22 protein-coding genes are annotated in these 23,410 nt (G+C 55.0%); 19 read left to right on the forward strand and 3 right to left on the reverse strand.

The genetic code is table 11. The features are described 5' to 3' along the window. Positions 1-52: 52 nt before the first annotated feature. Together JAO32_RS14575 and JAO32_RS14580 are read left to right on the forward strand one after the other, a co-directional pair. Positions 53-1,291, forward strand: coding sequence for an HlyD family secretion protein (locus JAO32_RS14575; protein ID WP_334241652.1), 1,239 nt, complete (start codon positions 53-55; stop codon positions 1,289-1,291). Between the two features lie 129 nt (positions 1,292-1,420). Next, the gene (locus JAO32_RS14580; RefSeq protein WP_334241654.1) at positions 1,421-2,014 is read left to right on the forward strand and encodes a Dps family protein; all 594 of its coding nucleotides are present in this window, start codon (positions 1,421-1,423) and stop codon (positions 2,012-2,014) included. A 69-nt stretch (positions 2,015-2,083) separates the two neighbouring features. On the opposite strand, the gene JAO32_RS14585 is transcribed toward JAO32_RS14580, so the two are convergent. Further along, positions 2,084-5,392 carry an alpha-mannosidase gene (locus JAO32_RS14585; RefSeq protein WP_334241656.1) on the reverse strand — a complete coding sequence of 1,103 codons (3,309 nt, stop codon included), beginning with the start codon at positions 5,390-5,392 and terminating at the stop codon, positions 2,084-2,086. 503 nt (positions 5,393-5,895) lie between these two features. Here JAO32_RS14585 and JAO32_RS14590 point away from each other — a divergent pair. Next, positions 5,896-8,331 (forward strand): glycoside hydrolase family 38 C-terminal domain-containing protein, encoded by a 2,436-nt coding sequence (locus JAO32_RS14590; RefSeq protein ID WP_334241658.1) that lies wholly within the window; start codon positions 5,896-5,898, stop codon positions 8,329-8,331. A 77-nt stretch (positions 8,332-8,408) separates the two neighbouring features. Here the strand turns inward: JAO32_RS14590 and JAO32_RS14595 are convergent, their stop codons facing one another. Continuing rightward, the gene (locus JAO32_RS14595) at positions 8,409-9,179 is read right to left on the reverse strand and encodes a sugar transferase (protein ID WP_334241660.1); all 771 of its coding nucleotides are present in this window, start codon (positions 9,177-9,179) and stop codon (positions 8,409-8,411) included. Between the two features lie 939 nt (positions 9,180-10,118). On the opposite strand from JAO32_RS14595, the gene JAO32_RS14600 reads away from it, so the two are divergent. Together JAO32_RS14600 and JAO32_RS14605 are read left to right on the forward strand one after the other, a co-directional pair. Then, the gene (locus JAO32_RS14600; RefSeq protein ID WP_334241662.1) at positions 10,119-10,568 is read left to right on the forward strand and encodes an excisionase family DNA-binding protein; all 450 of its coding nucleotides are present in this window, start codon (positions 10,119-10,121) and stop codon (positions 10,566-10,568) included. 2 nt (positions 10,569-10,570) lie between these two features. Next, complete coding sequence (locus JAO32_RS14605; protein ID WP_334241663.1) at positions 10,571-11,143, forward strand: PIN domain-containing protein; 573 nt, start codon at positions 10,571-10,573, stop codon at positions 11,141-11,143. Between the two features lie 33 nt (positions 11,144-11,176). Here JAO32_RS14605 and JAO32_RS14610 read toward each other — a convergent pair whose 3' ends face one another. Next, on the reverse strand, positions 11,177-11,446 hold the full coding sequence (locus tag JAO32_RS14610) for a helix-turn-helix domain-containing protein (protein ID WP_334241666.1): 270 nt from the start codon (positions 11,444-11,446) through the stop codon (positions 11,177-11,179). Between the two features lie 81 nt (positions 11,447-11,527). Here JAO32_RS14610 and JAO32_RS14615 point away from each other — a divergent pair, with 81 nt between their 5' ends. The 14 genes from JAO32_RS14615 (at position 11,528) to JAO32_RS14680 (ending at position 23,397) form a co-directional block, all read left to right on the forward strand. Further along, positions 11,528-11,743 carry a hypothetical protein gene (locus JAO32_RS14615; RefSeq protein ID WP_213803153.1) on the forward strand — a complete coding sequence of 72 codons (216 nt, stop codon included), beginning with the start codon at positions 11,528-11,530 and terminating at the stop codon, positions 11,741-11,743. A gap of 247 nt (positions 11,744-11,990) precedes the next feature. After that, on the forward strand, positions 11,991-12,281 hold the full coding sequence (locus JAO32_RS14620; RefSeq protein ID WP_255550732.1) for a hypothetical protein: 291 nt from the start codon (positions 11,991-11,993) through the stop codon (positions 12,279-12,281). A 14-nt stretch (positions 12,282-12,295) separates the two neighbouring features. Further along, positions 12,296-12,559: a VirB3 family type IV secretion system protein gene (locus JAO32_RS14625; RefSeq protein ID WP_334241671.1), complete on the forward strand. Its 264-nt coding sequence runs from the start codon at positions 12,296-12,298 to the stop codon at positions 12,557-12,559. Continuing rightward, positions 12,540-14,909 (forward strand): VirB4 family type IV secretion system protein, encoded by a 2,370-nt coding sequence (locus JAO32_RS14630; RefSeq protein ID WP_334241673.1) that lies wholly within the window; start codon positions 12,540-12,542, stop codon positions 14,907-14,909. The genes JAO32_RS14625 and JAO32_RS14630 overlap by 20 nt, the downstream gene beginning before the upstream one ends. Before the next feature lie 17 nt (positions 14,910-14,926). Next, positions 14,927-15,772, forward strand: a complete 846-nt coding sequence (locus JAO32_RS14635) for a TrbG/VirB9 family P-type conjugative transfer protein (protein WP_334241675.1) — start codon at positions 14,927-14,929, stop codon at positions 15,770-15,772. 2 nt (positions 15,773-15,774) lie between these two features. Continuing rightward, positions 15,775-17,046: a TrbI/VirB10 family protein gene (locus JAO32_RS14640; protein ID WP_334241677.1), complete on the forward strand. Its 1,272-nt coding sequence runs from the start codon at positions 15,775-15,777 to the stop codon at positions 17,044-17,046. A gap of 15 nt (positions 17,047-17,061) precedes the next feature. Beyond that, entirely contained in the window at positions 17,062-17,295 is a 234-nt protein-coding gene (locus JAO32_RS14645; protein ID WP_334241679.1) for a hypothetical protein, read from the forward strand. Positions 17,296-17,533: 238 nt separating this feature from the next. After that, positions 17,534-18,322, forward strand: a complete 789-nt coding sequence (locus JAO32_RS14650; RefSeq protein WP_334241680.1) for a hypothetical protein — start codon at positions 17,534-17,536, stop codon at positions 18,320-18,322. Between the two features lie 11 nt (positions 18,323-18,333). Then, positions 18,334-18,603: a hypothetical protein gene (locus JAO32_RS14655; RefSeq protein ID WP_334241682.1), complete on the forward strand. Its 270-nt coding sequence runs from the start codon at positions 18,334-18,336 to the stop codon at positions 18,601-18,603. 24 nt (positions 18,604-18,627) lie between these two features. Then, complete coding sequence (locus JAO32_RS14660; RefSeq protein WP_334241684.1) at positions 18,628-19,548, forward strand: type IV secretion system protein; 921 nt, start codon at positions 18,628-18,630, stop codon at positions 19,546-19,548. Positions 19,549-19,712: 164 nt separating this feature from the next. After that, positions 19,713-20,519 (forward strand): VirB8/TrbF family protein, encoded by an 807-nt coding sequence (locus JAO32_RS14665; protein ID WP_334241685.1) that lies wholly within the window; start codon positions 19,713-19,715, stop codon positions 20,517-20,519. Next, positions 20,516-21,496, forward strand: coding sequence for a CpaF family protein (locus JAO32_RS14670; RefSeq protein ID WP_334241687.1), 981 nt, complete (start codon positions 20,516-20,518; stop codon positions 21,494-21,496). The genes JAO32_RS14665 and JAO32_RS14670 overlap by 4 nt, the downstream gene beginning before the upstream one ends. Before the next feature lie 468 nt (positions 21,497-21,964). Beyond that, positions 21,965-22,357, forward strand: coding sequence for a single-stranded DNA-binding protein (locus tag JAO32_RS14675; protein WP_334241689.1), 393 nt, complete (start codon positions 21,965-21,967; stop codon positions 22,355-22,357). A gap of 227 nt (positions 22,358-22,584) precedes the next feature. Next, on the forward strand, positions 22,585-23,397 hold the full coding sequence (locus JAO32_RS14680; protein WP_443082601.1) for a RepB family DNA primase: 813 nt from the start codon (positions 22,585-22,587) through the stop codon (positions 23,395-23,397). Positions 23,398-23,410: the final 13 nt, after the last annotated feature.

The raw sequence follows: 23,410 nt of genomic DNA on the forward strand, positions 1-23,410 counted from the left end.
GCTACGCCGGAACGAATTACAAACAAGCTCTTCAACTCGGAGGAAAGTGATCGTGGCAGATTCCGATCAGCAGCAACAGCAGCAGAACAAGGCAGCAGCACCCGATCCGTCTGAGACGGCACCGGCAAAAGCTCGCCGCAAGTTCATCATTATTGTCGTGGTCCTCCTTCTGGTTCTGGTGTCCGGTTTCTTCTACTGGCGCTCCACACTGACAGAAGACACCGATGATGCGCAGGTGGATGGCGATCTCTACCAGGTATCCGCGCGTGTCTCCGGCCAGGTCATCAAGGTCAATGTCACGGACAACCAGGAGATCAAGCAAGGCGACGTCATCGCTGAGATTGATCCCCGCGACTACCAGGTAGCCGTCGAACAGGCTGAAGCGCAGCTTGCCAATGCAAAGGCCAGCTATATCCAGGCCAATTCCAACGTGCCCATCGTGAACGTTCAGACGCGCACGCAGGTCGCGACATCGGGATCGGACGTTTCGACGGCCGAGGCTGCTGTGGCACAGGCTCAGAAGAACGTGGCTGCCGCACAGGCACGCGTCGATCAGGCGAAAGCAAACGCACTGAAGGCACAGCTTGACGTAGACCGCTACAAGCCCCTCGTCGAAAAAGACGTGATCAGCAAGCAGCAGTTTGACCAGGCAGTTGCTCAGGCCGCAGCCACCAGTGGCGCTCTGCTGGAGGCACAGCAGAATGTGGTTGCGCAGCAGGCAGCCGTGGCCCAGACGCTGTCCAAACTGAACTCAGCACGCAGCGACGCAGCGCAGGCACGCGAGAACGCTCCGAAGCAGGTTGCGGTACAGCAGGCTCGTGCAGAAGCAGCAAATGCCGACATCATGACGGCACAGGCAAAGCTGGATCAGGCAAAACTGAACCTCAGCTACTGCCACATCGTTGCTCCGATCGGCGGCATTATCAACAAGAAGAATGTTTCGGTGGGTCAGAACATCTCGCCCGGCCAGAACATGCTGACCATCATTCCGCTGGATAACCTCTGGATCACCGCGAACTTCAAGGAAACCCAGCTCCAGCACATGAGGGTAGGTCAGGAAGTTACCGTTAAGGTCGATGCTCTGGGTGGCCGCAAGTACAAGGGCCGCGTAACTCAGGTTGGTGGTGCAACGGGTTCGCGTCTGTCGCTCTTCCCGCCAGAGAACGCCACGGGTAACTACGTGAAGGTCGTGCAGCGTATCCCCGTCCGTATCGACCTTGAAAAGGGCGAGAATGACGACCACTTGCTGCGTCCTGGCTACTCAGTAGTTCCGGATGTAGGCATTAAGTAACTTCACTGCAACATATACGAAGGGCGCGGCTTTTAGCCGCGCCCTTCGTGTTTTCTGCGTCGACGAAAAAGGCCACCGTATCCCCTGCCCTCGCATCCAACGAGACAAGCCCAAAGGAGAGCAAGCACCATGGCAGTTGCAATGAAGAAGGCTGAGTCAAAGGATCTGATCACACCCCACTGGCACGAAAAAGCCCACGAGATTCAGAAGTGGGGCACCGTCGTTCAGGACCTTCCGTTAGCCCTGGATGCAGAAGTCCGCGCCAAATCGTGCAAAGCACTGAACCAGCTTCTGGCGGATTCCATCACGCTGCGCGACATGTATAAGAAGCACCACTGGCAGGTTGCCGGTCCCACCTTCTACCAGCTTCACCTGCTGTTCGATAAGCACTTTGACGAACAGGTGGAGATCGTCGACACCATCGCAGAGCGCATCCAGATTCTCGGCGGCGTTTCGGTAGCGATGGGTGGCGATGTTGCAGAAGTAACTCGCATCGCGCGCCCCCCGCGCGGCAAGGAAGAGGTCCCCGTGCAGATCTCTCGCCTGCTGGAAGCACACAAGATCATCATCGAAGACTGCCACAAGATTGCGAAGGAAGCCGATGACAACGGCGACGACGGCACCAACGATCTGGCTGTCTCCGACGTGCTTCGCGCAAACGAGCTGCAGGCTTGGTTCATCATGCAGCATTTGGTGGAAATGCCGCTGGTACACGCGAAGTAAATCGACTTATTCAACATGCAAAAACGGCCTGCCACACGGCAGGCCATTTCGTTTGATTCCTTGGTGCTATTACTTTTGCGCATCGGGATAATCGACACGCAGTGAAGTAATCGAATACGGAGTTACAGAAACCTCAACCTTATTCTTATCAACAACAGGTATCGGATCTCCCTCAGGCTTCTCCATCAGGTTCGTCAACGTAGCAGACTTCGCTCCCACAGGAATGCGGAACTCAACCTTGCCACTCTGCCCTGCCCATTCATAGAAGTGCAGGATCAGTCCGTTTTCGTCTTCCGCCTTCTTCACCGCTGTCAGCACAACATTCTTGTTGTCGACCTCGATGAAAGAGTGCGTCAACGGCAACGATCCCGTATGCGCCTGCACCTGCAACGCCTGCAGCTTGTAGTTGTACTCATAGCCATGACGAACGGTGAGTGCCGTCTTCCAGTCAGCAGCATGCGGATAAAGCGCGAAACTGAAATGCTGATGGCCACGATCGGCTTCCGGATCAGGAGACAAAGGCGAACGCAACAACGTCAACCGCAACACATTGTCTTTGCCATCGTATCCATACTTCGACTCGTTGATGAGAGAAAAGCCATGCTTTCCATCGCCTAAGTCAGCCCAGCGCATCGCGGCAACTTCAAACTTCGCGGCATCCCAACTATTGGTTCTTGTCGTCGGGCGCTGAATCGTTCCGTAAGGAATTTCATAAGTCGCCATACTGCTCGATGCCGCCAATGGGAAAGCAGCCTTCAGCAGGATATGGTTCTCATGCCAGTCGATATCGTTGACCACTTCCACCTGATCCGAATTGGCGTAGAGTGTAATGTCCTGCACAAACTTTGAGCTCTGCCATGTTCTCTCCACACGAACTACCGCACGGAATGGCGTATTCTCCACCAGCTTTACCGAATCAGCCTTGGTAAGTGGAATGACATGGTCCAACGTGCTGGGATCAATGTTCCAGGCATCATCATCCACAGGCGTGTCTTTGAACGCCTGCAATTCGTTGCCGCACGCACCCGAAGCCAACGCCTCAAAGTTGTCCTTCTTGTTATAGAGACTCGTGATGCAACCTGTGCTCTGATCCACCGACACCTTGAGGTTCGCGTTCTCAAGCACGGTTCCATTTGCCTTGAGATCGGTCACGAACGTGCGATGGCCAGGAACAACATGAAGCACCTCGTAGCCAAGCGACGGGATATCCTTCGCCTGAATCAACAGGCTGTACGTGTTGGTCGTCTTATTGCGCGATACGATCTGTGAGGGCACAACACGACCAGCACGATCCAGCACCGTAACACCATCGCCTTCTGACGTTGGCATCTCTACGTCAACCGGCACAACACCCGAACGATTCCATCCCAGTGGATTGAAAACAACAACAGGAACCTGCCCTGCCAGCCTGGTGTTGATGTGTCCTTGAATCGTGTTGAGTGCTTTCGAGGAAGCCTCGTTCGTTGCCCAGCGAACCTGGTCGTAATCCTTCTGCGATTCCTTATAGAGAACACCTATTCCCGAACCTGCAGCAAGATCATGGAACTGGTTAAAGAGCACCTTCTTCCATGCTTCATTCAACTCCGCGGAAGGATATTTGCTTCCATCGAGCCATGCGACCGAAGAATATTTCTCTGCATTCAGAACCCACTCTTCGCTCTCACGCATATTGCGTTTGTGCGTAGCCTGTGTGGTGAGCGTGCCGCGATGATGCTCGAAGTAAAGCTCGTCATTCCACGTGGGGATGCTGATCTTTCCTGCTTCCGGCTGGGGTAGTGCAGCAACTCCCTTCCCCATGGCCTGATAGTTCCACGTTGGCGAGGCAGGGGAAATTTTATTCTCAACATCGCTGAAGTAAGTCTTCGCAAAGCCCCACTCAATTTTGGGAGCAATCTTATCTGGCTGTGCCCAATGCGTTGCCTCATCCAGAACCATGCGTGTCGCGCCACCACCGTGATCGCCCACACCGTACAGATCCATCATCTCCGTCAAACCAGGAGCAAGCGTGCGCTCTTGCACAAAATCATTGGTCATGCGGAGAGGAGTCATTTTGTTATTCGCATAACCGTGCGGAAAGTAAGTAAGAACCTTGCTGCCATCAGGCGATTCCCACCAGAACAACTTGAATGGAAGTGGATTCGCTTCATTGAATACCATCTTCTGCGTCACGAAGTAATGAATGCCGGACTTCTTGTAAATCTGAGGAAGCTGCCAGTTGTAACCAAACGTATCTGGATTCCAGCCAATGCTTGCCGTCGTTCCGTAGAGTTCCTTGAACGAACGCTGACCAATCAGCAGCTGACGAACCTGCGATTCGCCATCCGGCATATTCAGGTCCGGCTCCACCCACATGCCGCCAACTAATTCCCAGCGCCCTTCCTGGATACGCTTCTTAATCTGACTGTTAATCTCGGGATACTTATCAGCCATCCATTCGTTATATTGAGCCGCTGATTGCGTATACGTGTAAGAAGGATATTCATTCATCAGGTGGAGCGCGGAGCCAAACGTACGACGCACAACATCCACAGTCTCAGACCACGGCCACAGCCATGCCGCATCAATGTGGGAGTTACCGGTGATGTGATAGGTCGCCTGCTTCACAACTGGATTCAGCACTTCCAAATCCTGTTGTGACTTGCGCAGTGAAACATCAAATGCCTTCTGATCTCCAGCATCCAGAGACTTGAAGTCAATGTCCTTCACAGCCTTATCCAGAGCAGCCGTTTTCGAAGGGTCGTTCTTTGCAAATTGTGGAACGAGAAGCGTTGAAGCAATGATCTCGTTATACAAATCGCGCGGGCTGGGCCGTGATGGAAGAAAATCAATGCGAATGCGCGTGAGCGGCACTCTCTTAGGACGCCCTGAAACTCGAAGCTCCATCGCAACGAAGATCTTGTCGCCCGGCTTGATGTTCTTGGCAAGAACCTGCGGCATCAGGCCTTCGCCTTCGCCAGCAGGCTCCCCATTAATAAAAAGCGTAAGCGCGTATTCTTCAGGACGCCACCCCTGAATCCATAACTTCGTTCCCGTAAGGTCGTATCCGTTGAGCGTCTGCGGAACCGTTACCGTCCCACGCACCCAAAGAATCTCTTGCGTGTGTACAGAGCCGGAAGCACTTGCCGCAGGCCAGGAAGAATCATCAAACGAAGGTTCTTGAGCACCGGCCACATATCCAACGTGATATTTCCAGCTTGGCGCAGGAAGTTCATCTAACTTAGAAAGTTTGTCGATGTTATCTTGCGACTGCTTCGATAAGGCCTGCACCGCAGTAGCTATCTGTTGCGGCCCAGGATTATCAAACTGCTTCGTCTCCGGAGTATATTGCGCATGAGCAATGCCGCATGAAATAAGGCATCCGCACAGAACAGCAGCCATCGCAAGCGAATTTACACACAGGCGATAATAAGTCGACTTACTAAACTTTTCAGTAAACACAAAACACTCCCTTGAGAAGCGATAAAGATGTAACGGAGTCGCGCGCCCACTAACGCAGGTGCGGTGAATAAATAGAAACGCTGTCCCGCGAATTCTATCGCGCAGGCTAACGGCACTTCTCACTTCACCAAAGGTGTCTTGGCTTTAAGTTGTCATAGCAGCTTTGTCCGGAGCTGTCTTGACAGGTGTTGAGCCCAAAAAAGATAAGAGCATGTGTGATTCTGGCAGGATTGCCAGAAAAGTATCCGACGACAGCGAAGTGTAAATCGCGCCGATGGCTCGACATGGAAGACGTGTGTTTCCTATCGACATCTTCACGCGCAGGGACTCTCGTGTGTCGTGCATACCGCAATCAATGCAAGAGGAAGGTCTTAATGAAAACAAATGAAAGCGGCCTGTCCAGAAGAGATTTTTTAATTCAGGGGACAGCAGCACTCAGCACAGTGGCAGTTTCCAATTCCTTTGCCCAGGTCGTGCACAGCAACAGTACAAACAGCAAACGCGTAATGCACATTATGGGGCATTCGCACATTGATGCCGCATGGCTATGGCCCTGGCGCGATGGCTCTGACGAAGCGTTGAACACATTCCGCAGTGCGCTGAATCGCATCAAAGACACACCGGGATTCTGTTACACCCACTCTTCTTCAATGCATTACCGCTGGGTTCAGAATGCTGATCCAGGAATGTTTGAAGAGATCAAGCAGCGCATCCGTGAAGGCCGCTGGGAAGTAGTGGGTGCGTGGCCTGTTGAACCCGATTGCAACATCCCCGCGACGGAAAGCTTTGCTCGCCACTGCCTCTACGGAAAAGAATTCTGCAAGAACGAGCTCGGAGTCGATGTCAAAATCGGATTCAACCCTGACTCCTTCGGACACGCTGCAGGACTTCCAACCATCCTGAAGAATGCTGGCTACGAGTATTACGTCTTCATGCGGCCACAGGAGCATGAGATGGATCTTCCACTATTGTTTTGGTGGGAAGGACCCGATGGTTCGCGTGTACTCGCACTTAGAATTTATAAGGATTACGAAGGCAAACCTTCAGGGATTGCGCCTGCAGCAGAACACGACTTTGCACCCGGTATGAATGATGCGGCATTCTTTCTCGGCGTCGGTGATCATGGAGGCGCAGTAACTGCCGCACAGATTCGTGAAGTCCTGAAGATGAAAGGCGATCCGAATCTCCCGGAATTGCGCTGGAGCACGCTACATGAGTTCTTCGATGCAGTAAAAAAATCACCTGCATTCAGTTCCCTTCCTGTAGTGCGCCACGAATTGCAGCATCATTCGCGTGGCTGCTATTCCGCATACGGAGAAGGCAAGGCGCTTAATCGCCGTGCAGAACGTTCTATGGTGGAAGCCGAGTCCATCTCTCTGTTCTCAAGCCTCACGACAACGCATCAATACCCTCACAAGGAATTTGTCGACTCCTGGTGGAAGATTCTGTTCTGTCAGTTCCACGACATGGCCGCAGGAACAGCACTTTACACGGACTATCAGGATGTGCGTGACAGCCTCGGCTTTGCATGTGAAGTTGCTCAAACAACTAAGGTGCAAGCACTGCAGACAATGGCCCGTCAGGTAGACACCACCAAGGTAGTCCAGGGTGCAGTATTCCTATGGAATCCTCTACCTTGGCCGCGCAAAACACTAGTCGAGTACTACACAGGACGACGCCCAGATAACTTGGAATTTATTACTCACCTGACTGACAAAGATCAAAAGAGGTATCCGATCCAGTGGCTAGCTTCCGAGAGCATGACACAGCAACACCTTCGACTTACAGCCTGGGTGGACTTGCCAGCCTGCGGGTACAAGTTATTCGAACTCGCGCACGGCCCCGCACCGGATGGTGAAGCGTTCTCAAATGCCATCACTATTTCTAAGACCGGATTCGGCATATCTTCTGCAAAGGCCGAAGATGGAACTGAACTTTTAGCCAGGAGCATAGGGCTCGTCGTTGTGTCTGATACAGCAGATACCTGGGCACACGGCGTAAACGAATTCCGTCAGGAAATAGGACGCCCCACCTTGGCTTCTGCTGGCGTGGTGGAAGAAGGACCGGTCACTAAAATCACTCGCCACCGCGCCACATGGATGGAATCAGAGATCATTCTTGATCTCGTTCAATACGCTGGTATCGATGCGGTAGAACTTCGCTTCGTCATCAATTGGAATCAGCATGAGCAGATGCTGAAACTTGAAATCCCCACTGCACTGGTTCAGCCTCGCATTTTCACGAAGGTCCCCGGAGCAATCATTGAGCGTGCCGTCAATGGTGAAGAAGAGCCCTATCAGGACTGGGCGGCAGTGCAAGGCAAAATTGGTTCCAACGACTACACGCTTGCTCTCATCAACGAGCAAACCTATAGCTACGATTGCCTCGACGGGCTCTTCCGTACAGTACTTATTCGTTCAGCCCCGTTCGCTCGTCACAGGCCTGATAAGACCACCTACTTCGATGCGAATGCATGGCAGGATCAGGGTCGTCAGGAACGCCGCTTCTGGCTAGTAGCGAAGAAAGGAAGACATTCTCAGTTGGCGCTGGATCGTCTTGCAGAGGAACTCCAAACCCCGGCTGAGCATGTGATGACTTCTGCCCACGCGGGCCACATGGAATGGGAGCAGTCATTCTTTGAGGTCTCCCCCAGCTCAGTATGGGTGCTTGCGCTCAAACCAGCGGAGAACGTCAAGGACGGCTACGTCGTCCGCGTACAGGAACGCTCCGGGATAGCGACAAAGACATCCCTGAAAAGCACTCTCCTAAATCTCGACCACACCATGAACCTTGCACCTTGGGAGTTGAAGACACTGCTCATCCAGCGCTCACCTTCAGGACCAGCAAAGGTGAAAGAGGTATCGATCCTGGAAGTTTGATGAGATCCACAAAATAGAATGAGCTCCCCGGCCGGGGAGCTCATTCTATTTTGTGGATGTTTTAGATCTTTCCAGGCTTAGTAAGCGCCCTTACCTTTGAGAACAGCCGGGATCGTACGGAGAACGATTCTCAAATCCAACCATGCGCTCCACTCGCTGCAATACTGCACATCCAACTGCACTCGCTGCTCATAACTCACGTCATTTCGCCCCGAAACCTGCCAGAGGCCGGTAATTCCAGGAACCAGCAGCTTGTAGAAATGGACGTTGACGCCATAGCGCTCAAGTTCAGCCCAGACCACGGGGCGAGGGCCCACCAACGACATCTCTCCCCGCAGCACATTGATCAGTTGAGGCAATTCATCAAGACTAAGCTTACGAAGATACCGTCCTACACGGGTGACACGTGGATCGTCCCCAGTGTGCTTCTGTTCCTGTCGGCGCTTCATTTGCGTCATCTCGCATTCGTTATAAGAAAGCACTTCATCGAGATGTTCTTTCGTGTACATCGAACGGAACTTAAAAATCGTAAACTCGCGCCCATTCTTGCCACGCCTAGTCTCACGATAAAAAATCGGGCCGGGTGAGCTCAGTCGAACTAAAAGGGCTACAGCCAGGAACACAGGCATGACTACCGGAACAAGTAGCAGACAGCTAAACAGGTCAACAGAGCGCTTCACGACTCTGTATGTAAAAGAGGAAGTCTTGGCATTCGCAGAACGAATAAGGTCTAACGGAACTACATGATCATATTCAAATGATTCATTCGAATGAACTTCCGCCTCGAGGGCGAGTCCACGCACATTTCGATAGGCTGTGTTCTTAAGCAATGCACTGCGTTGAAGCATAGAACCCCTTAGACGGTGGGCAATTGTAAACCAGTTGGGCTCCGTCTAGTCCACCCCTCTTCGATGACACGGTTTAGCTGAGAATGTCTCGAAGATTACTGGCTATTAGTCCTTATTCTACAGGTGGTTACCTGCGGTCAAATAGCGAAAACTTTCGTGTCACTAAAATAAAACCGATGCCTAATGCTATGGGATCCATTATGGGAGGAAACGTTAGTTGTGGACACTACGATCCCCCTTACAGAGCTCATTTAAATGCATTTTGCCAACACCGACGAATTCTAGCTCGCGGGATTAGGTCGAAAAATTGTGGCTCGGTGCAGAAAACCATCAATAGTCTTCAAATGAGATGAACGACGGTTACCAAATGTTAATGGATATGCATTCTTAGACCCGCTATTAAGCAGGACGCTATCCAAAATCGCTCCCAATTCGCAGCCCTGTTGCGCTCTTGATTGAATTCCCAAACTCCTTACACAATCGAAAGAGTTTTTATAACACACCGCGGCGTAGCTCCGGCCAGAAAGGAGCAACACAAGCATCTTTCGCAGATTTCAGCGAACAAGGACACTATATAGCGAAATAAAAGCAGGGGAGGTGCCAGGAATCAGGCAAGATACGCGAAAAGCGATGAACAATGTCACGGCAAATTCGGTTGGTTGCGGGGGTAGGATTTGAACCTACGACCTTTGGGTTATGAGTGGCCGTGCACTCGCGTATCTAACTGATTTCTTTGGTACGGATAGCCACACGGAAGTACGGAAAAGTACCCTCCAGACAGCCTGGCGGGAGCTTATTGGGAGCGCGTTTTGGAAGTTGGGTTTTGTGCCCACGGGTCGTTGGATTTCGGGTGCGATCATCGACTCCGCAACGATTTCGATTGATTCGATTGATTGCGAATGCTTCGAATACATGGGACAATGATGTTGAGGTGATGTGATGTCCCAGACACTTCTTATGCCGACCCTGCCCACAGAAACAGATGCAACGCTTGCGCGTGAGACGAGCCGCCTGTTGGCTCCGCGTATGCGATCGACAGCCCCCCTCCGGGTCCGTGTTGTGGATGCTGTCAAAGAGGAGACATTGGAGCTTCCGGCCCCTGCGGTCCGAATGCTGGTTCGGATTCTGGAAGAGATGGCGCGGGGAAATGCCGTGACCTTGATTCCGGTCCATGCAGAGCTGACGACACAGGAAGCGGCGGACATGCTCAACATCTCGCGCCCCTCCCTGATTCAACTGCTAGACGAGGGCAAGATGGAATACCGAAAGGTGGGTACCCATCGCCGGGTTCGTTTCGACGCACTGATGACGTACAAGCGCCAGGCCGATGCGGAACGCCGGGCCGCTCTCGCCGAACTGGCAGCGTATGACCAGGAGATTGGGATCTGATCGTGGCAGCGTTCATTGTCTTCTACGACGCGAATGTTCTTTATCCCGCTGAGCTGCGGAACTTTCTGATGCACCTTGCGCTGACAGGAGTCTTCCGCGCGCAATGGTCCGCCCATGTACATGACGAGTGGATCACCAATCTCTTGAAGAGCCGTCCCGATCTCACGCGCGATAAGTTGGAACGTACTCGGGAACTCATGGACAAAGCCGCTCCCGATGCACTCGTGACAGGGTATGAACACCTGATTCCCGGCCTTACTCTACCCGATGAGAATGACCGACACGTCCTGGCAGCAGCAATCCGCTGTGGTGCCAGTGTGATCGTCACATGCAATCTGAAGGATTTTCCCCGGGAGGCTCTTCGGGATTTTGGTATTGAGGCGCAGCACCCCGATGAGTTCATTTTGAATCTGTTCGACCTCGCTCCAGGTCTGGTTATTGAGGCCGCCGAAAACCACCGCAACAGCCTGAAGAATCCCCCCAAGAATGTGGATGAATACCTAGCCATGCTGGAAGCTCAAGGGCTGACACAGACGACATCCCTCCTCCGTGAATACATGCACGGATTGAATTGAACTTGCTTTCTTCGGGACTTCCGCGACAATCGGCTAATCGGGAATTAGAAAGTGTTGCGGAGGCTTGTCATAGATTTGAGCGAGCTGGATCAGTTCAAACACTTCGACGCTGCGCTCACCGGTTTCGCATTTCGAGAGGAAGGAGTGCGGCCTGCCCATGCGGGCGGCTACGTCCCGCTGCGTCAGCCTTGCTTCCTCACGGGCCAAAATCAGCTTTTCGATAAATCTGTCATACAAAGCCTGATGCTGCGCCGTCCTGCCCTTGCGGGACACGCGGGTCTCAGGTTTTTTCTGTTTCTTCACCTTTCAAGTGTGGGAAACCCTTGACGAATCCCCTAATAGGGGACAGGCTAGATTGCATCGAATCCTTTCAGGAGATCGAGTGTGACGAGAGATTATGTGGAATGCCCTGAAGTGGCGGGCAAGACGATCAAAGCCCTCAAGCTATATGAGGACGACACCGATGGCTGCGAAACGCTGATTGAGTTCACAGATGGAACATCGTTCTCCAGCTCTGTCTCCTATCAGCCAACGTTCAAAGGAACGTTGTTCGAGGGCGGCGTTGGGACGCCGAAGATCATCCGCGATTACGAGCCGTAGAGCCCGCCTCAACCTGACGTCGTCATGCCCGTAAGGCATGACGAATGCTCGAAATGTCATTGGACGTTTCGACGCGCCGCTCTTAGCTTTGCGCCTAGCTGACACAAGAGTCAGCGGAGGTGCAAAGATGCTCAGAATCCGCCGCGCAATCCGGTTGGGAAAGCCTCTCAATCGGTCGTCCAATCTCCCCGCCAAACGGCGGGTAAACCCCCTCTCAAAGCAAACCCTCCGCCACGCCCTTCATGTGATGGCACCGACGCTCACTGCGCTCCTGTTCGCGGGAGTCGGAAGCGGTGTCGCTCACGCCCAGGGAACGATGGACTTCTCCGGGGCACAAACGTTAATGGGCACATTCAAAACCTTCTGCATTTATGCGGGTGCTGTGATTTGCTTCGGCGGCCTAATCTTCGCCGGAATCCGCATGATGTCGGGAAGGTTTCAGGATGCGATTCCTGGACTCTTCGGCGCTCTTTTCGGTGCCGGAGTTCTCGGTTGGGGAGCCGGATGGATAGGCAGCTTAACCGGGCAGCAGATGTAGGAGGTGCATCTGCTATGACCAAGCGGGGAGAGCCGTTACCAATCAATCAAGCGCTGAATCGACCGAGAGCCAAGCTTGGCCTCGATCTTACAGCATGGATGGCGATCGTATTCGTCTGCGTAACGGTTTTCCTCGTTGGGTTTCGCCTGCTGGCGATGGTGGCCTTTCCGACACTTGCTATCAGTGCATGGCTCATCGTTCGTAAACACCCAAAGATGTTCCAACTCTGGGGCCTGAGCTTGGGCCAAAGGTCTTACTATGACCCGCGCAAACACTGAGCAAATCAAACATACGCCGTGGTTCGCCAAAGCTGGAGCCGCGTGCTCGATTGTGCCAATCTCGCGCTTCGTCGGCCCGAATGTCTTTGCGCTCAAAGGCGGCGGGTACGGATGCCTGTTCTCCCTTACCGGCATGGACGAAGAAGGGTTGACCGACCAGGAGCTTGATGCGCGGATGCGGACGATTGAGGGCGCGCTGCGTGGACTGCCTGAAGGCTCCTGCCTGTACCAGTACGCCCGCGTTATGTCGGGCTTTGAGCTGCCCCGTCAGTCGAAATACGGTAATTCCGTCACCCAGGTATTCGTAGACGACCGCCTCACCTTTCTTGAGGAGACGGCTGCCTTCCGTCGTATCGATCTCCATTGGTGCCTCACGCTGGAGCCGTCCAAGGCGAAAGCGTTTGAGCGCGAGCCGCAGGAGAACACCGCCGACACATCACGCATGTTGGCCGAACTTCAGAAGACGGCCACCATCCTTGAAAGCCATCTCGGCAGCACGCTTGGGTTGCGGCTGCTCGATAAAGGCAAAGCCTTCCAGTTCTTTAGCTATCTGTTCAACCTTGAAGATTGGGCGAGCCATGACCAGCTCCGCAGCGATACCGGCGTAGACCGCCAGATCGTGAAGAACCCGGTTGCGTGGCATAGCGATTATTTGCAAGTTGGCAAACGCCATGTGCAGATGTTCTCTCTGAAGACGACGCCCGAGGCATCGAGGCCGTGCCAGTTCTCCAGCCTCCTCACCCTCGATTGCGATAGCGTGCTGTGCTCGACATGGCGTGTGAAGTCCACCACTGCGGCCCGCAGCGAGATCGACGCCCAGGAGAAGTTCATCTCGTTCTTCAAGGTCGGTGTACTGACTCGTGTGATGAGCGGACGCGACACTGCATCGCTTGAAACCGGCGCGGGCGCGAAGGCCGCCAATAGCAATGTCGATGACTTGAGCCAGGTCATCCGCGAGTTGGATAAGAAGGCGCAGGGCGAATACTCCCTCCGCCTGCTGCTCGCCGCTCGCAGCGCGGAGCAACTACGCGACACCATTCCTGCTGTGCATCGGATCTTCGTCGAAGCCCGCGCACAAGTGATGGAAGAGACGCTTGGCAATCTCTCCGCGTTCTATGCGATGTTCCCTGGCAATCACAAGTTCAACGTCTTTCCGCTGTGGCTTGCGGAGGATCATCATGCGCGGCTCTCTTCTATCTTCGCTCCGCACATCGGGCACCCGCATTCGGAGGATTTGGACTCGGAGTACCTGAATGTCTTCGAGACTCGCACCCGGACGCCGTTCTTTCAGGACGTGTATGTGGATGGCGTGAGGGTCATGCTCATCATCGGTCCGACAGGGACCGGAAAGTCGGTTCATGGGAACCAGATCATCGCTCTCGAGCAGAAATACGGCGGATTTACCTACATTTTCGACATTGGAGGCAGCTACGAGAGCGTTGTCGAATTATACGGCGGGCGTGTTGACCGCGTGGGGAAAGATGGCCCGCGCGTCAATCCCTTCGCTCTGGAGCCGACCGAAAGCAACATCAAGTTCCTGTATTCCTTCGTAAAACTCCTGCTCACCAATGGCGGCGCGGAGCTGGAGCCCGAAGACGATGACGTAATTCATAAGGCCGTGCAGGATATGTACCTGCTAGACGTGGAGAACCGTCGTCTCTCGAACCTCTTCCTGCCCAAGAAGCTTGACCGCTATATGTCGAAGTGGGTTGGCAAAGGCATTTATAACGCTGTTTTCGACAACGTAGAAGACAGCCTCTCGCTCTCCCGCCTGCAATGCTTCGACTTCCAGGGAGTCAACAACGAGCAGTATGCCGACCTGATCGAGCCTCTGATGGTGTGGCTGCTTAGGCGCATCAACGATGTTCTCTACAACCCCGCCAATCTTGGCGTGCCCAAGCACATCCTCATCGAAGAAATCTTCTCTTCGATGAAGAACAAGCAGTTGTTGGACGGGGCGCTCGCTTCGATCAAGACGGTTCGCAAGAATCTTGGCGGCGTGACGATGATTGGGCAATCGGCTGACGACCTAGGGGCGAACGCCGACAGCATCGTGAACTCCTGCACGTCATTCCTGTTCTTGAAAGACGCGACGTTCAATCGGAAGCGGTACGCCGAACTGTTCAAGATGACAGAACAGCAGATCGCTCTCTTCGAGAGCTTGCAGGACCGCGAAGGCTTGTACATGCGGCGCGATGGCCTCACCAAAGTCGTCACGCTGAATCTCGATAACCGCAGCTATGCAACCTTCTCCACCAAACCCAAGGACCGGGTACGTCGGTCGAAACTCATCGCCAAGTACGGACTCACCGAGGGCATCAGCCGCTTTGCCCAGGGCGAGTCCGCCTAACCGAAAGGATCAGAGCAATGAAACCACCTGTCTTGATCTTCATCACCGTTGGCCTTGCGTTGACCACAAGCATTGCCTCTGCGTCCGGCCCAACGACACCCGAGCAGAAGCACTTTCAGCCGAACGCGCCCCGCACCATCACCGTGTCCGAGGCGGACACGCCTCCTGTGGTTCGCGCTGGCCTCTTGCAATCGACGCTGATCCTGCTTCCCGATCAGGAGAAGGTTGTGAACGTCTTTGCCGGTGACACCGTGGATTGGGTCTTCGATGGCGGCCATGTCGCCAGCCGTTTCATCAGCATCAAGCCGAAAGTTGCGGGTAGTATGACGGACGTTCACATCGTCTCCGATCATGGCAACGAATACACCTTGCAATTGCGCGAGGTCTCCGCTGACGAAGATCCCCACTTCGACTCAAAAGTCTTCATCGCTCCCGGCGACAAGGCTGCTAAGGACAGATTGGTTGAGATGCCTGTCTTCGTTCCCGCTGCCGAGCTGGACAAGGCAAAGCAGGAAGCAGCCGCCGCGCAAGCAGCACAGGCCGCAATGTTGAAGGCTGAAAAAACGCAGGAAGAGGCGTATCGCAGCCAGTATCCCGGCTCGCTTCACTTTGATTTCACCTGGGACAAATCGAAGGGCAAAGAGCTTGGCTTGCAGGCAATCTGGCGCGATGACAAGTTCACCTATCTGCGTGGGGTGTTTCAGGAGACGCCTGCTCTCTACGAGGTGAAGGACAAAAAGCCCTCGCTCATCAACTTCGATTTCTCGAATGGCCTCTACACCGTTCCAAAGCAGTTGGAGAACGGCTACCTCGCCATCGGCAAGCAGAAGGTTGATTTTCACCGCACCGAGGAAGTGAGGTAGCCATGCCGGAACCGAATCAGAACATCCCTGCAACCGTGCCCGAGCAGCCGGAGGCGAAGCCTCCAGTGCGGAAGAGTATGCCGGTCGTAATCGCCCTGGTCGTCATCATCGGGCTTATCGGCATCGCCAATCTCTCCAGCCTATTGAGCGGCAGCAAGAAGAATGCTCCGGCCAGCGGCTTGCCGATGCGCCCGGCAGCGCCGAACGCCCAGCAGGTCAATAGCTTTGAGTCGCAACAGCAGTTGCAGGCGCAGCGTGACGCCGAGGCGCGGCAGCATCAACAGGAACTTAACGCCGCGCTCCAGCAGCTCCAGCAGACCGAAGGCGCGCCCGGCCCGGAGGCCGCGGGCGCACCGCCGATGACTGCCGCGCAGCGGTCGGCGATCTACGGCGACAATCCGAATGCTCCCAAGCACACGTCCGAGATGTCGCAGGCGCAGGCCGAGGCCAAGCAGAAGCAGCTTGCCAAGGAGAAGCAGCAGCAGGACGCCATCAACAGCGATACCGTAGCGATTGACTTCGAGCGCACGACTTCCGCCGCTCCCGGAGTAGGGACAACGGAGGCCGCGCAAGTGACGGCTGCTCCCGCGGCCGGCGGCGCGGCACCGACCGGAAAACCCACCAACGTAGAGGCCAAGACTGACAGCAAAGGCAATGCGATGGCCGCATACAACTTTGATACCTATGATGGCCGTTTGTATCGCATCTTCGAGGGCACCGTGCTTGAGGGTGTCGTCACCAATCACATTGACGGCGGGTTCAGCGGCCCCATCATGGTGTCGCTGACGACCGATCTGTACTCCCATGACCATCAGCAGCTTCTTTTGCCTCAAGGGACACGCCTGCTTGGTGACGTGCAGAGCGTGGGCAACGCCCAGCAGCGCAAGATGTTCGTAACCTTCCATCGTGCCATCTGTCCCGATGGGTTTTCTCTGGAGTTTGCGAAGTACATCGGCCTTGACCAGATCGGCACGACCGGGTTGGCGACGAAGGTGGACCACGGCTACCTGCAGGCCTTCGCCGCCGCAGCCGCCATCGGCGGCCTGGGTGGTCTCGCTCAAATCGGCAACAACGGCAGTGTTCTTGAACCTTCCACTCAGATTCGCAATGGCATCTCTGAGCAGTCCGCTACCGAAGGAGAGCAGGTCTTGAATCACTTCCTGAATCGGCTTCCCATCATCACGCTCAAGGAAGGCTCCCGCGCCCGCGTATACATCGGCACGGACCTCTTGATTCCGGCCTACGCGGAGCATCGCGTCGATCCAACGATGTAGGAAAGGAGCATTGCGATGAACGACCGTTACAAACATCTCCTTCGCAAGTCGCGTGATGCCAAACGTGGAGGACATGATGCGTGGGCCCTGCAGTCCACTGGCGAAAAGCTCGCCGTGTCTCTTGTCCTCAACCGTGCCGATTGGCTTGAAGAGATCCAGTACACGATTGCCGAGGCCATCGAACGCAGCGGCGCGGAGTGGGTTGCCGTCATCCCGCAGGTAGCGCGGCAGCTTGCAGAGGAGGATTGACCGCCATGCAGACCGCTACATCCCATCGTTTCTGTCAGGTGTCTGGAATTATCGCCGCTGTTCTGCTAGCTCTCCTCCTTGTCGGGACAGATACCGGACGGAACGCGCTCGCGTGGATTTACCTCCAGTCCACCGAGGCCATTACAAACGCAACACACATCCACACGTTTCCCCTGGACAGGTTGGACCCAACCTGCCCGCAGTGCATGTAGTTCAACCGCAGACCGCAGGAGGCTTTATGAAAGTCAAACTGACCAACCGGCGTAAATGGCTTATCAGCGCAGGCGCGGCGGTGCTTCTCACCGCGACGCCGAGCTTCGCTCTCTTCGGCATCGGAGATATCGTCTTCGACCCCACCAGCTATGCCAGCCTTGTCTCCCAGCTCACCACGCTGGAGAGCCAGTACATCATGCTGAAGAGCAACATCACGCATTTCTCGGCAAAGCAGCAGTGGCAGACGACGCTTCACGCTCTTGAAAACGTGAACGTCGCCAATATGTTCGGTGAGACAGCGGGCATGAGCATCGCGCTCAATAGCAACTCACCCGGCGCATCAAGCACAGCGTGGAAGGCCGCTACCGTCACTATGAACGGCAGTGCTCCGTCTTATCTGGCCAGCCAGTCCCTTGGCAGCTCCCGCACGTCACAACTCGCCATGATCGAGACCGCCGATTCTGTCTCTCCCGACTGCCTTACCGCTGTGGGCCAGTACCGTGCGGCTCGCAGCGAGAATGCCACGGCCAATACCTCGCTTCTTTCGCAGCAATTCGATGGCGGCGACAGCACTAACAGCGAAGTACAACAACTCAATCTCCTCAACGCTTCCGAGGCGCAGAGATTGAGTGAGATGCAGTCCCAGGGCACGCTTCATGCCTGCCTTGCTTCGCAGATGACGGTCGCCAACATGGAGCGACGTAACGCCCATGTCGAAGACCTCAATACAGCAGTCTTCGTGCAGCAACAGCGTTCCGCCAACGATACCAGCGCCGCCAACGAATCGAGCACCTGGCAGACCTACCTTCCCTAGTTGGAGACACGATGCTGAAAGCAATCAATACGAAAATCCTGCTCGCCATCCTCGCGGCTCTCACCGCGATTGGTGGTGCGCTTACTTACCAGCGGCACGAGGCGGCGAAAGCCGCCGCTGCCGCCGCCAAAGCAGCGGCCATCCTTCAGCAACAGCAGAAGGAGGCCGAAGATCAGCGCCAGCGTGACGAGGCATTCCGACAGCGTGTAGAGGCAAACAAGACGAAGCACAACTCCGCCGCTGCCCACGAAGGCAAGACGTGGCAGAAGTACATCCCCTAAACCTCACCTGAGAGAGTGTGCGATATGGTTTCCCTGGCATTGTTGGCACAAGCATTACCGAGCGCAAGTTCCGGCGTCGATTGGCTGTATCAGTTCACAAACAATCTGACCAATCTCACCACGCAGAACGGTGGCGCTTTGACGCAGCTTGGACTTACAGAACTTAGCTGCATCGCACTCTTCACCCTCATCAGCATGGTCATCAACTGGAATACCACCAGCATGACTCTCCGCTTCCATGCTCAACCTGTTCATGCAGGCGATCTAGTCAACTTCCTGCTCCGGCTCATTCTCTGCTGCCTGCTTGAAAGCTATTGGGTGAACCCATTCCCCGGCGCGAGCTTTGGTGTCAACCACTTCTTTTCTTACATCGCACAGGCGATGGTCGCGGCGTTCGATCAGAACTCGCTCGACAGTCTTCTCCAACTTTTCAAGACCGCTGGCGACAATACCGCAATGCCGTCTCTCATGGCCCCCGTTCAGATCCTTTGCTATTTCGTGGTGCAGGGTCTCTTGGGTATCGCATCGGCCATTCTCTTCGTCATCAATTGCAGCGCCTTCATCCTCTATGGCGTGACCGCTCTATTCGGTCCCATCTTCGTGCCTTTGCTGATGACCAAGACGTTTCGAGCAAAGTTCTTTCACTTCCTCGACGTGCTTATCGGCTTCGCTATGATTCGCGCGGTAGCTGCCGCGTTCATCTTCGTCTGGTCGGGTTTTATGAACGCATTTATCCAACAGACCTTCAACGGAAATTACTCAATGGAGATGTGGCTTGCCAATCTCATTCCGTGCATCATGGTGTTCATCGCCTTCATCGTCAACATGCTCTACATCCCGAGCATGACGCAGGCGATATTCGGTGGAGCGGCTGGTATGGCGGAGAGCATGACAAAGCTCGCTACAACTGCTGCCTCAACCGTTGCCATGATGGGAGGAGCGTGAGCCTATGTTTGAGTACCTATTGCGTGTAAAAGCCCTGCATCGCCTTGGAATGGGAAAGCCCTTCAGAGCTGTGTTTGTTGTGGTCCTACTAGGGGCCATAATCGCGGGCATGATTTACGTTTTCGTCGTGTTCCAAGCCATAAGCGAAAGGAGTCAATCTCCCCATGTCCACCCACACAGGACCCATTGAAGCATCCTTGACACCGGAGCAGTCGCTCCTCACTGACCACATCGGCAATGAGGTCTATGCCTCTCACTATGCCGAACGAAAAGCATATCGACTGGCCCTAAGCTGTGGAACGGTTCTACTGCTCGGTTCCATGTGGCTGAATCTCTCATTGGCCCGCCGTCCCATCGCCAATCGCTATATCCGCATTGACGAAATGGGCCGCGCCCAGGCAATCCAATACAGCGATTTGAACTATAGCCCGCGTGAAGGCGAGGTACGGACATACCTCATGGAGTGGGCCAACTTTCGCTACACCATCAACCGCGACACCATCGGGAAGAAATACTCGCTCAACTACTACTTCATGGCGCAAACGCTGGCCTCGCAGTTGATGCTTGAAGATAACCAGAACCATCTTGTTTCGCAGGTGATCGCGGGCCAGATCGAGCAGAGCGATGTGGACGTGAAGAATGTCACTATCACGTCGATGTCCCAGGAGACTGTACAAGGTGCCACAATCGCCCGTGGCACTGCCCTTGTCGCCATCGACAAGCTCTACTCCCCAAGCCACTCGCGGGAGCCGCGCATAGAGCATTGGATGCTCAGTCTCACCTACTACCTGAATCCCAAGCAGGTCAGCGACCAAGCCAAGATTTACCCGCAATATGAGTTCATCAATCCGCTTGGACTGACCATCACCGAATTCCACGAAAACCGTGTCTCCGTTACTCCGATTGTTGCCGGAACAGCCGAGGCAAATCCTGTGATTGCGCCGCCGCCACAGCCGGGAGTTTCCCGGTGAGTTACGAGCTGATACTTCCGTTCTTTCCGCCGGAGTTGCGCGAGCTTCTGCTAGACCCGTCCATCTCAGACCTGATGATTAATGGCACTACGGGCGTCTACGCAGATTGTGGTGGGGTTGTGCAGCATATCCCGCTCTCCGCCCCATACACGAACGACCGGCTACAAGCGGCGATAGAGCGTGTCGCTCGTATCCTCGGGCAAGACCTCACGACACAGAATCCCATCCTGAATACACGCTTGCCGGACGGCTCACGTGTTGCGGTTGTCGGCCCTCCATCTTCGATCAACGGGCCAACCCTTACCATCCGCAAATTCAACCGCTGGTATAGCTCCGATGAGCTGATTGCATCGGGCAGTATTCCCTCGCATGTTCGGGATACTGTCGTGCGCCTGATCGGGGACAGAAAAAACGGGATTATCAGCGGCGGAACCGGATCAGGCAAGACAACTCTGATGAAGGCTTTCCTCGACCACATCCCGGAATACGAACGGTTGCTCATCATCGAGCAACCTGCCGAGCTAAAGGTATCTCATCCCAACGCTGTCCGTTGGGAGGCTGTAGAGGAGATCCCCGGCCAGGTTGCCATCACGCCCAGCGAACTTCTGGCCGCCGCGCTCCGCCATCGTCCAGACCGGATCATCATGGGCGAGATTCGCAATGAATGCGGATACGACCTCTTGCAAGCGATGAATACAGGGCACGGCGGCACGCTCTCCACCATTCATGCAAAGTCGGCGCTCGACGCTCTGAATCGCCTCTCCAATCTGGCCCTGAGTGCCAGGCCGAATCTCAACCACGCATTCATGCGTTCAGAGACAGCAGAAGCCATCGACTTTGTTCTGTACTGCGAGCGCGATCATACGGGTCGACGCCGGGTGCGCGAGGTGATTGCCGTGAACGGCTACAGCCATGCAGAGCAGTGCTTCCTCACAGAGGACATCTATCGAGCCTCCACTGCGGCAAGCGCGGCATGAGTTGAGGACGGAAACCCGAATCGGAGCGTACCCGCATGAAAGACCTTCTTGAGCATGATGTAGCGAATACGCCTCGCCTCTGGCATGTGCTCTTGGGCATGGGCACACCGAACGGGAAGACGAGCGAATCGGGACGCGGACTGCGCCTCTTTGTCCGAAGGTCAGGCAGAGACGTGATTCTGGTTTGCCGGTGGATAGCGTCGTCAGGGAGCAGAGGGTGTGCGTGGCTCTGGCGTGTGTCTCCCCGGTGCTATTCCGTCCATGTTCGGTCACTGCTTCGGGGCCTATGCGACGCCCGGCGGCAGGCTCGCTCTTCTGCTTTGCTACGCACCCTCCGGGTTACGGTTTCCATCTTCGACGGACCCACCGTAAATGCAGAGCTTCGGCCTTGGGAGTCGCGCCCACTCGCTTGGCTTCGCCCGGTGTGACCCGAACAAAGTTCGGGAATTCAAAAACGGAGACACCACCATGTACCTCAATCGCGCAACCCTCATCGGCTACCTCGGCAACGACTCAGAGATTCGCAACGGCAAGAACGACCAGAAGTTCACCACGTTCTCGGTTGCCACTAAGACCTCCTACAAGGACAAAGAGAGCGGCGAGTACGTCTCGCATACCGAATGGCATCGCTGCATTGTCTTCGGTAAGTTTGGTGAGTTTGCGGCCACGCTCAAGAAGGGCGCACACGTCCAGGTCGAGGGCGAGATTCGCCACACCGAGTACACACCCAAGAAGGCGAAGAAGCCGGTACGCACGGACAGCATCCGGGTAACTTCCATCCTCAAGCTCGACCGCGCAGAGAAAGCCGCAGCAGATGAGCAGGAGTTCGATGAGATTCCCGTAGAGGAAGAGGCCGAATAGGCCCTTTCTCCAGCATGGAAGCCCGGCACATCACCGGGCTTCTTTTACTGCTTAGGCCCGCATGATCTTACTCGCAAAGAGGTGCCCCTATGAGCCAAATCGCCGCCAGCTTCCTGAGACGTTGCTTTGCCCTTGAGGAGACGATTGCACTCCTGCTACGTGGAGAGAATGGCGCTGCTCCCATGCAACGAGTAGTCCGCTTGGAGCAGGCTTTGGAGACCCGGTATATGGCGTGGCTCTCCTACGAGAACCAGCATGGTCGCAACAACGTCTACGTTGCTGCCAATCCACTTAACCCCGGCAGCCGCAAGCGAACGAAAGAGAGTATTGCATCCGTTCGCCATCTCTATATAGACATCGACACGGATGGGGATGCCCGGCTCGCTGCGCTCCGCGCATCGGAGTTGGTGCCGCCGCCGACTTCGATTCTCTCTACCTCGCAGGGCAAATATCAGGTGCTTTGGCGCGTCGAAGGTTTCGACTCTGCGCGTCAGGAACAGACGCTCAAGCAGCTCGCTATTGCCTTCGGTGGCGATCCGGCTTGCACCGACTGCAACCGTGTTCTGCGCGTCCCCGGATTCCTCAATCGAAAGTACGATCCCCCCTACAAAGTCACGGTCGAATATCCCGACGATTCCATCTGGAATCCCGATGACTTCGAGCTTGACGCCAGCGCGGTCAATGCCATGCTTCCCGGCACCCCTATCGGCTCCAGAAAGCCACCGTCGAAGCGTAGCCATTCGGAGAGTGACTGGGCGTGGGTTTCCCATGAACTTGTTCACGGCAAAGATGCCTTGACGCTCACGCACGAGTTGGCTTCAAAGCGCGCAGACAAACCCAATCCTCTCTACTACGCGCAGCGCACCATCGACGTGGCTTCCGCTCGTCTCTGGTTCATCGAAGGCAGCAGCTTTGATGACGTGATTGCGATGCTCAAATGCCGTCGTTGTTCCGAGCTTCCCGCTGCACTTTGCTCCGCTCGTGCGCGGGAGATTGCGACGACAGCGCAGCGCATGATTGCCCATCGAAAGACAGCCTGATTTCAACCCCAAA

The sequence above is a fragment of the Terriglobus sp. ADX1 genome (genome assembly GCF_036877645.1).
Lineage (GTDB): Bacteria > Acidobacteriota > Terriglobia > Terriglobales > Acidobacteriaceae > Terriglobus.